We start from the raw sequence: 12,315 nt of genomic DNA on the forward strand, positions 1-12,315 counted from the left end.
AGTTTTTCTTAAAATCTTGGATTCCCATGTCGAAAAATTTCTCCAATAGAAAAAGAATTGGTTTCCCAATTCTCTACCTTTTAAATATCGAATGACATTTTTTGTATAACGGTAGCCAGCAATTTCAAAATAACAAACGTACTTATACTAAAAGACTTTCTATCCAATCATTAATTTGTTTTTTATAATTTTCAAAGTAATATCGTTCTTGAAAGTAGACGCTCCAGACCTCTGCCATATAAATACTATTTAAGAAAGGCATGGTCATCATTCCTTTTAGTTGAATAATGAACAATCGTGAAGAAATTTTTTTAAATTCACCTGATTGGACACCAGCTTCCATTATCTTTTGGAAATAATGGCGTTCTCTCATAAAATAAGTTGACATCAGTTCACGGACAATTTGTTTATCAATTGATAACTCTCTCCAAATAAAGCGAGTTAAGGTAAAATGTTTATACTGATATTCCATTAGCTTATTCACCGTATTTTTTAGGCAAACATATGCCCCATCTACCTCTAATTGCTCTAAACCTTTTTCTAGCAATTGAGTGTATGGCTCAAAAAAGGTGACAAAGCTATATTCTAATAATCCTTGTTTATTATGAAAATAATAGGAGATTGTTGAAACATTTGCCTTAGCACTAGCCGCAATATCACGTATCGATGTATCCGCATATCCTTTTGAATTGAATAAGGAAATAGCTGCTTCAAAAATTTTGTCCTTTACAATCGTTGGTTTCGTCACGTAAGCTTCCCCTTTCTCTCCTTTTTGATGAATTCATAAGAGCATTTACTTATACATTTACGAAAGTTCCTATATAATAGAAATAATTCGGTACGCATTTTTTCTATCCTTTAAAAAAATATCGACAGTTTCTACCGTTTTTTGCTAAAATGGGATGAAAAATAGAAGATTAGGGGGAATTCACGTGTTTGCAGTCGAAAACTATTCCGGAAAAAGAGAAGAAAATTATCAATTAGTATTAAAACAACTACAAGCATTAATTGAAGATGAAAAAAATATGATTGCTAATTTAAGTAATGCCTCCGCACTTTTAAATCAATTTTTGGATCGTGTGAATTGGGTTGGATTTTACTTAACCGATGAGCAAGATGAACTTGTGCTCGGACCATTCCAGGGTTTACCAGCATGTGTACGTATCAAATTTGGAAAAGGTGTTTGTGGCACAGCTGCACAAACGAGAGAAACAGTTGTCGTTGCAGATGTCAATCAATTTCCTGGTCATATCGCTTGCGATGCGGCAAGTCAGTCTGAAATTGTTGTACCGCTTGTTAAAAACGATAAAGTGATTGGTGTACTAGATATCGATAGTCCGGAAAAAAATCGTTTTGATGAAATCGATAAAGCGTATTTAGAAAAATTTGTTGGAATTTTAATCAATTATATAAATAACTAAATCAGACAAAAAGCGAGCAGTGGTCTATTCCACATGCCCGCTTTTTTAATATTAATCATTCTGATTTATCGATTAGCTACCGCTTGATTTTTCCCACCTGTTTTTGCTTCATAAAGTGCTTCATCTGCACGTTTAAAAATATTTAATGCTGTATCAGCACATTCCTTATCCCAATAGGACACACCACACGATATCGTGACAATTGGATTCGTAAAATTCGTTGTTAAATCAACCAGTTGCTTAGCGAACATATACCCTTCATCTAGCGATCGATTAGCTAAATAAATGGCAATTTCTTCTCCGCCCCATCGTGCCGCTATGTCTCCCTCCTGCAAATTATCCTTAATCACTTTTGCAATTTGGATTAACACATCGTCCCCAACATGATGACCATAAGTATCATTAATAATTTTAAAATTATCAATGTCCAATAACAGGAATGTTCCCATTTCATCTGTTTCTAAAGATTTTTTAATATTTACGTCTAAATATTCCCTACTATACAGCTTTGTTAAGTAATCCGTAATTACAAGCTCCTCTAGCTCTTCCCGTAGAAGAGAATTCGTAAAGGCTAAGGAACAGTGATGTGTCAATGATTGAAATAGTTTAAATGTATTAAAAGAAAAATAATAAGGTTGTTCATGCACTACCATTGCAAAGCCAATCACAGCCCCATCCTTTTTCAGCGGTTCTGCCATAATAGAGGAGTATTTTCTTGTATCATTATTTTCCTGTAAATGAAAATTACCTATAAACACGGATTCTTGAAGCGTATCAAAATGGTTTTTTATAAATTGTAATATCCCTTTACACTCTGGCTGATTAAAGTATGTAGTGCTTTCAGGGAATACATTCATTTTATTATTTTTTAATAGAACAAACGCAACCTCATTTGCTTTAAACGATTCGCGCATAACTTCGACAATATAACGGACAATTTCGGACAAGCGCAAATTAGAATTAAGCTCTTTTGAAACTTTTGAAATTAATCGTAAGTCTACGACTAGTTGTTCCGATTGCTGATACAAATGGGCATTTTCAATAGCATTACTTGCTGTTTGGGCTAGGATTGAAATAAAATCGATATCAGTATCTGCTATCATAATCGAATCCTTTGCAGTTAATTTAAGGACACCGTAAATTCCCTGTCTTCCTTTTAGCGGGAAATATAATAGCGTTTGCTTTTTCTCCATATCATCTTCTATTCGAATGGTACCTGTTAAAAATGCCTCCATAGCTGCAGTATCATTTTTCGTATAATCTAACGGTTGAATTGGTAAGTTTCTTTCCGATACGTGATCATTTGCTAGTAAAAATAAATATTCGAAGGATGGATAAATTTCGTTTAATGATCGGTTCATTTCCGAAAGTACTGCATTTATATCCATTGAAGAATGAAATAAATTAGTGAATTGCTGTAATTGCTTATACTTTTTTTTCTCATATTCCATGAACATGATCTGCAGTAGTTTTTTTAAATATTGATATATGGATTGGGCTAGAATATCCCAAAATTGCGCAGAATATGTTAATTGCTCTTGTGGACATTGTAGTAGTAGGACACCTTTTATAATTCCTTTACTATTTTTTAAGAGTAATTTTTTATTAAACTTTGCATGATGACTAATTAGATATTGATCTTCAATATCATCGCGGACCGTAAAAAACTTTTCCATCTGCCATTCATCAAAAAACGATAATGCGTTTAATGCATTCGACATTAAAAGCTGTTGATTTTCTTTTAATGTTTTTCGATTCACTAAGATTTGAACGTTTTCCACATGAAAATATTGTTCTATTAGCTTGATTAAACTTTGAACATTTTTTTCTAGCAAAATACCTTCATTATATATGTCTAACTTTTCGAATATTTCACTTTTAAATTGTAGTAATAAATATGATTCGAATTGATCCATTTTTGCATCACCTATATTCGTTTAGTACGGCCAGTAATAAAAATATACACGCGATTTATTCTATGTAAAACGTTTTCCATATATAGAGAGGAAAAATTAGTAGATATGCAAACATAAATAACATACTTTAAGTAAATCTTCAAAAAGACCTCTATATTATACCATAATAAAATGAAGATTTCCCGTATTTGTTTGATTATTGGATATATTTTTCCTTGCTATTTTTTAAAAGGCGATTAATATTTTTGTAGTGAGTTGACTTTATTGCAATAATTTCATATAATATTCTTTGTGTAAAATATTGCAGCCTATGTATACAGTTTATTTGTACATTTTGTTTACTTGAATGAAGACGTGGCTACCGTTTGTCACGTAACAGTTTCCTTAAGGAGTTATTCCTTCCTTTATTCAATGTTGTATCGTGTAACCCTCTGCTGCTAGGGCGATGGTACAGGAAAACAAAATGGCAGTAAATAATGTTTACATCTGTTTTTATTTTACCAAAATAAAAACATTAAAGGAGGAGCTATTCATGGCTCGTTATACAGGTCCAAGCTGGAAAATTTCCCGCCGTCTTGGTATTTCACTAAGCGGAACTGGTAAAGAATTAGAAAAACGTCCATATGCCCCAGGGCAACATGGTCCAAACCAACGGAAAAAACTTTCTGAATATGGTTTGCAATTACAAGAAAAACAAAAACTTCGTCATATGTTCGGTTTAAACGAACGTCAATTCCATAACACTTTCGTTAAAGCAGGTAAAATGAAAGGTGTTCACGGTGAAAACTTCATGGTTCTTCTAGAATCTCGTTTAGATAACCTAGTTTACCGTTTAGGATTGGCTCGTACACGCCGTCAAGCACGTCAACTTGTTAACCATGGTCATATCCTTGTAGATGGTAGTCGCGTAGATATTCCATCTTACTCTGTAAAACCAGGTCAAACAATTTCTGTACGTGAAAAATCTGCAAACCTACAAATCATTAAAGAATCTGTTGAAGTAAATAACTTCGTACCTGATTTCTTAACATTTGATGCAGATAAATTAGAAGGTACTTTCACTCGTTTACCAGAACGTTCTGAATTACCAGCTGAAATTAACGAATCTCTAATCGTTGAGTTCTACTCTCGTTAATATTAAACCGTTAATTTTAGCCATTTTAAAAACCCTAGAAAATTCTAGGGTTTTTATTTTATTCTACTTATACCAGCCTTTTTCCTTAAATTTTGTGATTGCTTCGATTCGATTGCTTACTTGAAGTTTATCTAGTATAACGGATACATAATTTCGGACAGTCCCTGTCGTAATATATAATTCTTTCGCTATATCCTTCGTTGTCTTTCCATCCGCAATAAGCTTAATTACTTGCTCTTCTCGTTCGGTTAACGGATTTTCCTCTTCGTAGGCAAGATCGATTAGTTCAGGAGAGTATATTTTTCTTCCATCCATTATAATCCGAATCGAATTTGCCAGTTCCTCACTTGGGCTATCCTTTAGTAAATAACCGCTCACCTTTGCATTCCTAGCCCGTTCAAAATATCCGGATCTAGCAAACGTTGTTAAAATGATCACTTTACATTTATCATCTTTTAACTGTTCTGCTGCATCCAGTCCGCTCATGACAGGCATTTCAATATCCATAATACATACATCAGGCTTCTCTTCCTTCACGAGCCGGATGACTTCTTCTCCGTTCTTAGCCATTCCTACAACTTCCATATCATCTTCCAAGTCTAGCAGGGAGCCTAAAGCTCCAAGCAGCATACGCTGATCTTCAGCAATAACGATTCGTATCATATTTTACGCTCCCTTCCTACACACGAGGAACTTTTATCGTGACTGCAGTTCCATTCGACGAATCAATTTCTAGACTGCCATTAACAAATTCCAGTCTCTCTTTAATTCCAGAAATGCCATTCCCTATAAAAGAATCCGTTGTTTCCGGAATCCCAATTCCATTATCCATAACATTAATGATGATTTCGCTAGGAGACTGCATAAATTGTACTTCGCAAAAAGTTGCTTTGCTATGCTTTACTACATTTGTCACAGCCTCCTTTAAGCACATCGAAAGCACGTGTTCAACAAATAATGGAATTGAATCGATATTTGGTTTCCCCTCAATTTTCAAAGTCATTTCTGCTGCTTCTATCATTTGCCTAACCCGTATGATTTCATCCTTTAATTTCGTACTTTTCATTGTCGAAACCATTTCTCGTACCTCTTTTAGTGCCGTTCGAGCTGTTTGTTGAATATCCCTCACTTCTTTTTTCGCTCTGGCAGGTTGTTTTTCTATCAGCTTTCCGGCTAAATCACTTTTTAGACCGATAAGAGAAAGCTTTTGACCTAGTGTATCATGAAGATCACGTGCGATACGCTCGCGCTCCTCAATCACCATAAGCTGAGAAATCCGCTTGTTTGCATCCTCCAACTGCTTTTCCAGTTTTTCACGTTTGTTCCGATTATACATACTGAAAGGCAATAAAATGACGCCAATAAAGCTAATAATAATAAATGGTAGCTGCGACAAAAAGATTTGCTCATGAGTGAAAAAACCTAAAATAATAGAAACAACTATAGTCACAAGATGAACAACATATAATGTAATAAATCCTGATTTCTGCTGTACATTCCCGATAAAAAAGGCTAAAAAGAGAGAAAAATACACATAGCCAAAATAAAGAGTCATTCCTATCGATATGATCATTTCAATTACGATGGATACATAAACTGTCCATCCCTTTTTAACAAACGCTAATCGATAGGTCAAAAAGAACAATGCAATCAAAGCGATTCCAATGATAATTTCTGTCGATGATGAAGTTCGAATAACAAAGTAAAAAGGGAGAAAGCAAAAAATAACCCAAGCATAAATCGTTAGCCCTGTACTTTTTGTAAATAAATAATACCAATTTTGCACAATATTCCCCCAATTCCATTCATTCTTTTTCTAAGTATAGCAAAAAACCCCTCCCTATTTACATTGAAGGGGTTTTCATAACCATATTATTTTTCCTGCAGATTTGGACGGTTTGTGTGAATACTGACAGATTTATTCTTCCGCTCAAGTTCCTGAAATTCTTTAAAGCTAATAAACATCTTATTTGCCTCATCATACAAACGGAAACGAATGGATTTCAAACTTGATGACAACGTAATGGTTGTTGCTTTTTGCAAAGGTGGTGTAGATTCATGTGCTTTTTCCAAATGATAGTTAGGGATCCTTGGAGCTAAGTGATGAACATGATGGTAACCAATGCTTCCGGTTATCCATTCTAACACCTTTGGAAGCTTGTAATAAGAGCTTCCCTCTACAGCTGCTTTTACATAATCCCATTCTTCTTCATTTTCAAAATATGAATCCTCAAATGTATGCTGTATATAAAATAGCCAAACTCCGAGTGAACCAGCCACAAGCATAATAGGAAGCTGAACAATTAAAAACGCCTGCCAGCCAATTGTCATGATTAATAACGTATAGATCCCCGCAATCGAGACGTTTATTAAATATGTGTTTAATCTTTCTTTTAATTTAGCCCCTCTACGATTAAACCGATTTTGTAATAAAAACAAATATAGCGGACCAAATCCAAACATTACAATCGGATTCCGATAGAAGCGGTATCCTAATCGAAGCATTGGTGATGCAGAAATATATTCTTCAACTGTCATTACCCAAACATCTCCAGTTCCCCGTTTATCGAGGTTACTGCTGGTAGCATGATGAATGGTATGATCCCGTTTCCATTTTTCAAAAGCAAAGTGAGTGATGATACCAGTGATTGTGCCTACAATCTTATTTGCCTTCTTGTTTTTGAAAAACGACATGTGGGTGCAATCATGGAAAATGATGAATATCCTTACTACAAAGCCAGCAGCTATGACAGATAGCACTAAGCTAAGCCAAATTGAGATGGACAGGCTTTGGTATGAAAGAAACCAAAGAAGAAAAAATGGGACGACGGAGTTTATCATTTGGATAATACCTGCTTTTGTTTCAGATTTGGCAAAAGGGGCAACACTTTTTCTTAACAACGCTGTTTTTTCTTTATCTTTTTTCATATTTTCCTCCTAAAAAACATTACTATATTTTCTATTTTAGGCAGATTTTTTTAGGATTATAAGTCATAAACGTCAAGGAGATTATATGACAATTGTCATATAGTTTATAATTTTTTAAACGCTAATGAAGTAAAAATAAGCATGATAAAAAAAATCTGCCAAAGTAGTTGGTTCACCTTGACAGATTTTTCCTATTAATAAACAGATTTAATTAAGAAATATTTTTTCTTTCCTCTTCGGATAATTGAATATTTATTTTCAATTTTATCATTTTCTGATAGTACATGCTGCAAGTCTGTTATGCGTTCTCCGTTAATGTAAATTGCACCGTTTTGAATATCTTCTCTTGCTTGACGTTTTGATGGAGAGATTTTTGCTTGGACAAGCAATTCTACTAAGTTCACGGTTTCTTCTTCATTTGTATAGGCAGGTACGTCTTTAAACCCTTGCTCAATTTCAGCAGCCGTTAACTCTTTAATATTTCCACTAAACAAAGCTTCTGAAATTCGGATAGCTTGCTGTAATGCTTCTTCCCCATGAACTAGCTTTGTTAAATCCTCTGCTAGCGCCTTTTGTGCTTGTCGTTGTTCAGGTGCTTCCTGTGTAGCTTTTTCCAATGTGTTAATTTCCTCTTCGGATAGGAACGTAAAGTATTTTAAGTATTTAATTACATCGCGGTCATCGGTATTGATCCAAAATTGGTAAAATTCATATGGAGATGTTTTTTCTGCATCTAACCAAATTGCTCCACCTTCTGTTTTCCCGAATTTAGTACCATCAGATTTCGTAACTAATGGAATTGTCATCCCGAAAGCTTTTGCATCCTCATTTGTTTTTCTAATCAGTTCAAGACCTGCTGTAATATTTCCCCATTGATCACTTCCACCAATTTGCAAACGACAATTTTGCTTTTCATATAGATTTAAGAAATCCAATGATTGCAAAATCATGTAACTAAATTCGGTAAAGGATATACCTGACTCGATTCTCGATTGTACCGAATCCTTCGCAAGCATGTAATTTACGCCAAAATTCTTTCCAATATCGCGTAAAAAGGTAATTAAATCCATGCTGCCAATCCAGTCATAATTGTTTGCTATCATTGCAGGGTTTTCACTATTATCAAAATCTAGGAAACGTGATAATTGTTCTTTAATTCGTTCACTCCAATGGACGACAATGTCCTTCGAATTTAACGTCCGCTCCGCCTTTTTACCACTTGGGTCTCCAATCAAACCAGTTGCTCCACCCACAAGTGCGATAGGATGATGTCCTGCCATTTGAAAACGACGGAGAGTAAGAATTGGTAATAAGCTACCAATATGTAAGCTATCTGCAGTAGGGTCAAATCCACAATATAGCTTTACCTTCTCCTCATTCAACAGCTTATCTAAGCCTTCTGCATCTGTCATTTGATTAATTAAGCCGCGAAATTCTAAATCCTTTAATAAATTCATGTTTGTTATACTCCTTACTATTCCTTAATTTTTTTCGCGAAACAAAAAAGTTTCGAAAATACAAAAAGTCCCCTCGAACAATGTTCGAAGGGACGATTAAATCGCGGTACCACCCAACTTGAGGAATTACTTCCTCCACTTAATTCGTTAACGGTTTTCCGTTCACTGCTACTAATGGTCTGGAAAAAAATCCAAGTATATACCCAATGTTCCCAGTGAAAGCTCCAGGAGGTAATTCGTCTTATCTATTTGTACTGGCTTGCACCAACCACCAGCTCTCTGAAACAGGGATAGAAAAACTACTGATTCCTTTCATAGCTAAAATGTTATGAAATTGTTAATCATATTTTTAACACATAACAATAGACATGTCAAATATCAATATACGTATGGAATCTATCCTATCGATTTTCTTCTTCTAGTTCTCCATTCATAAGTATTGTCGGATGAAAAAAGTAGAGGAATCAAAAACATTGTATGCTATAATAATATGTGATTCTGGGAGGTATGTGAATGAAGAATAACTGGGAAAATTTCTCTGAAAAAGTCAAACCAATCTTTAAAAAAATCAAACCTATTAAAGATGCAATCCTAAATCAAAAAACAGCAAAAGCTTTCCGCATAACATATTCAGTAATTTGGAATCTTATATTAATTTTTTCGATATTATTTGTTTTAGGTTTGTCACTAGGTGCCGGGGTTGGTGCAGGCTATTTCGCGTCTCTTGTGAAGGACGAGGAGCCGCGGACATATGATGAATTAAAAAAAGATATATATAACTATGAAGCACCATCGGAGCTATATTTCGCAAATGATGTAGAGCTAGGAACGCTCCGATCCGATATTATACGTGAAGAAGTATCGATAGAGGATGTTTCTGATTATGTAATTAAAGCAATTATTGCCACAGAGGATGAAAATTTTCGAGAACATAATGGTGTTGTTCCAAAGGCTGTATTTCGTGCACTATTTCAAGAATTTACGAATTCAGCAGTCCAATCTGGAGGTAGTACTTTAACACAGCAATTAGTCAAAAACCAAATCTTAACGAATGAAGTTTCCTTTCAACGGAAAGCAAATGAGATTTTAATTGCGCTACGATTAGAAAAGTTTTTTGACAAGGATGAGATTCTTGAAGCATATTTAAACGTTTCCAGTTTTGGTAGAAACTCTTCCGGACAATATATTGCTGGTGTGCAAGCTGCTGCGAAAGGAATCTTTGGGGTAGAAGCAAAGGATTTAAATTTACCACAAGCGGCTTATATTGCTGGACTTCCACAAAGCCCAAATGGATACACTCCTTTTACAAGGGATGCTACCGTTAAGGAAGCGGAATATTTACAACCTGGATTAGATAGACAAAAGGTAGTATTATCGAGAATGTACGAGCATGGGGATATTACAAAGCAAGAATACGAAGATGCATTAGCATATGATATTGTCCAAGATTTTATCCCCCCACAAAAAACGATTTTGGATAAATATCCATACCTAACTATGGAAAGTGAACGAAGAGCAATTGAAATACTAATGCAAATAGCTTATGAAAAAGATGGCTACAGCAAAGAAGATATTGCAGGTAGCGCGCTATTGAAGGAACGGTATTCTTCAATAGCATATAAAAATTTACGACAAAACGGCTATAAAATTTATACAACAATTGATAAAGACGTTTATGAGAAGCATTTAGAAATTGTCGAGAAATTTAAAAATTATGGACCAGATAAGCCGCAAGAGATGACTGATGAGGAAACCGGTAAAGTAACAGTCATGCAACAGCAAATGGAAGTTGGTGCGATGCTAATTGAAAATAACACCGGAAAAATTATCAGTTTTGTTGGTGGACGTGATTTTGAGAAACAAAACCAAAATCATGCGACTCAAGGTGGCCGTCCAAATGGATCAACGATGAAACCTTTGCTTGTATACGGACCTGCAATTGATATGGGACTTGCATCACCTGGAAAGGTTATCGCCGATGTCGACCTTGGCTTAAAAGGAGATAGCGGAGACCCTTGGCCAAACAATTTTAGTAATCGATATTATGGTCTAGTAACGGCAAGGGAGGCAATCACTAATTCCTATAACGTCTCAGCTGTAAATTTATTGCAACAGACGATCGACCGTGATCCGTTCGAGTACTTAGATAAAATGGGGATAACTTCCTTACAAGGGCAAGATTATAAATATTTATCTGCTGCACTTGGTGCACCTAATGTGACAGTGGAAGAAAATACGAATGCATATGCAACCTTTGCAAATGGCGGTAAATTTGTCGATTCTTACATGATTGAAAAGATTGTCGACGGTGATGGCAATGTTGTGTACCAGCATGAGAGCGAGCCAGTAGAAGTGTTCTCCGAGCAAGCAGCATATTTGACGATTGATATGATGCGAGATGTTATCTCGAGTGGAACAGCAAAAACGATTCCAGGTTTATTGAAGTTTTCCAGTGATTTTGCTGGTAAAACCGGTACATCGCAAAATACTCAGGATATTTCCTTTGTAGGCTTTAATCCAAACGTGACAATGGGAATATGGATGGGATACGACACACCAAAAGAAATTACGAGTGATACGAGGGCACATTTACAATTATGGGCACAGCTAATGAATGCAGCCTATGACGTTAATCCTGATTTGATTAATGCAAGTGAACGATTTAATATGCCTGGTGGGATTGTTCAAAGAACCTATTGTTCTGTTTCAGGTATGCTAGCTTCTGATACATGTGAAAAAGCAGGGCTGACTGCTACTGATTATTTCATATCTGAATTTGCACCAAAGGAAAAGGATAATAGCTTAGTGGAAGGCAAATATGTCACGATTAATAAAAAACGCTATTTAGCATTAGATTCTACACCAGACGAATTTGCCAAAACTGGCTTTATATTAAATCCAGATTTTATTAAACAAATAGCACCGAATCTAAAGGATTACAGTCAATTAATCCATGATGGTAGTAAATGGTCGAAAATTATTGTGCCAGACGCCAAAATAGAGGACAATGGAAAGTCCCCAGCAGCGATAACCATATCACTAGCTAACGGCTCCATTAAATGGAATAAACATTCCGAAACAGACGTCATTGGATATTATGTATACCGAATCAATAATGGACAAAAGAGTGAAAGAATCGGAAGTATTCCCATCGATTCCTCTCTTTCCTATCAACTACCAGGAAATGGCCAATATGCGGTTACAGCAGTTGATATCGCTGGAAAAGAATCGGCACTTTCCAACATTGTCAACGATGGTATAACGATTGATCCACCACCTAAAGATGGTGGCGATAGGGGCATCATTATTCCTGTATTACCACCTGGCGATGAAAAGAACGAATAATAAAGCAAACAAATCGCAAAAAAACCGAGTTACTCGATTATGAGAACTCGGTTCTTTTATGCTTTTTTACATTTAATTAGCTATTACTCATTTATAATATATTTAACAAAATG

9 protein-coding genes and 1 other annotated feature are annotated in these 12,315 nt (G+C 35.3%); of the genes, 3 read left to right on the forward strand and 6 right to left on the reverse strand.

The window, feature by feature from the left end; translation table 11 throughout:
- Positions 1-142: 142 nt before the first annotated feature.
- The gene (refZ, locus tag OEV98_RS11670; protein ID WP_263073461.1) at positions 143-748 is read right to left on the reverse strand and encodes a forespore capture DNA-binding protein RefZ; all 606 of its coding nucleotides are present in this window, start codon (positions 746-748) and stop codon (positions 143-145) included.
- A 184-nt stretch (positions 749-932) separates the two neighbouring features.
- Between refZ and OEV98_RS11675 the strand changes: the two genes are divergently transcribed.
- Positions 933-1,421 carry a GAF domain-containing protein gene (locus OEV98_RS11675; protein ID WP_263073462.1) on the forward strand — a complete coding sequence of 163 codons (489 nt, stop codon included), beginning with the start codon at positions 933-935 and terminating at the stop codon, positions 1,419-1,421.
- 65 nt (positions 1,422-1,486) lie between these two features.
- Here the strand turns inward: OEV98_RS11675 and OEV98_RS11680 are convergent, their stop codons facing one another.
- Positions 1,487-3,337, reverse strand: a complete 1,851-nt coding sequence (locus tag OEV98_RS11680) for a sensor domain-containing diguanylate cyclase (protein WP_263073463.1) — start codon at positions 3,335-3,337, stop codon at positions 1,487-1,489.
- Positions 3,338-3,869: 532 nt separating this feature from the next.
- Between OEV98_RS11680 and rpsD the strand changes: the two genes are divergently transcribed.
- Entirely contained in the window at positions 3,870-4,472 is a 603-nt protein-coding gene (gene rpsD, locus OEV98_RS11685) for a 30S ribosomal protein S4 (protein ID WP_263073464.1), read from the forward strand.
- Positions 4,473-4,535: 63 nt separating this feature from the next.
- Here rpsD and OEV98_RS11690 read toward each other — a convergent pair whose 3' ends face one another.
- From OEV98_RS11690 to tyrS, 4 genes are all read right to left on the reverse strand, one after another.
- Positions 4,536-5,135: a response regulator transcription factor gene (locus tag OEV98_RS11690; RefSeq protein ID WP_263073465.1), complete on the reverse strand. Its 600-nt coding sequence runs from the start codon at positions 5,133-5,135 to the stop codon at positions 4,536-4,538.
- Positions 5,136-5,151: 16 nt separating this feature from the next.
- Positions 5,152-6,258, reverse strand: coding sequence for a sensor histidine kinase (locus OEV98_RS11695; RefSeq protein WP_317633809.1), 1,107 nt, complete (start codon positions 6,256-6,258; stop codon positions 5,152-5,154).
- Between the two features lie 86 nt (positions 6,259-6,344).
- Complete coding sequence (locus tag OEV98_RS11700) at positions 6,345-7,400, reverse strand: fatty acid desaturase (protein ID WP_263073466.1); 1,056 nt, start codon at positions 7,398-7,400, stop codon at positions 6,345-6,347.
- Positions 7,401-7,594: 194 nt separating this feature from the next.
- A complete protein-coding gene (tyrS, locus tag OEV98_RS11705; protein ID WP_263073467.1) occupies positions 7,595-8,857 on the reverse strand; it encodes a tyrosine--tRNA ligase in 1,263 nt (420 codons plus the stop codon).
- A gap of 85 nt (positions 8,858-8,942) precedes the next feature.
- Positions 8,943-9,182, reverse strand: a binding site (T-box leader).
- Between the two features lie 188 nt (positions 9,183-9,370).
- Here tyrS and OEV98_RS11710 point away from each other — a divergent pair.
- Positions 9,371-12,202: a transglycosylase domain-containing protein gene (locus OEV98_RS11710; protein ID WP_263073468.1), complete on the forward strand. Its 2,832-nt coding sequence runs from the start codon at positions 9,371-9,373 to the stop codon at positions 12,200-12,202.
- Positions 12,203-12,315 lie beyond the last annotated feature (113 nt).

The organism is Perspicuibacillus lycopersici, assembly GCF_025660475.1.
In the GTDB taxonomy this organism is placed as follows: domain Bacteria; phylum Bacillota; class Bacilli; order Bacillales; family Caldibacillaceae; genus Perspicuibacillus; species Perspicuibacillus lycopersici.

What these genes read in the sequence shown, in the direction of transcription:
- OEV98_RS11680 (WP_263073463.1), bottom strand. Translation starts at nt 3,337, where the DNA reads ATGGATCAATTCGAATCATATTTATTACTACAATTTAAAAGTGAAATA.
- rpsD (WP_263073464.1), top strand. Translation starts at nt 3,870, where the DNA reads ATGGCTCGTTATACAGGTCCAAGCTGGAAAATTTCCCGCCGTCTTGGT.
- OEV98_RS11690 (WP_263073465.1), bottom strand. Translation starts at nt 5,135, where the DNA reads ATGATACGAATCGTTATTGCTGAAGATCAGCGTATGCTGCTTGGAGCT.
- OEV98_RS11700 (WP_263073466.1), bottom strand. Translation starts at nt 7,400, where the DNA reads ATGAAAAAAGATAAAGAAAAAACAGCGTTGTTAAGAAAAAGTGTTGCC.
- tyrS (WP_263073467.1), bottom strand. Translation starts at nt 8,857, where the DNA reads ATGAATTTATTAAAGGATTTAGAATTTCGCGGCTTAATTAATCAAATG.
- OEV98_RS11710 (WP_263073468.1), top strand. Translation starts at nt 9,371, where the DNA reads ATGAAGAATAACTGGGAAAATTTCTCTGAAAAAGTCAAACCAATCTTT.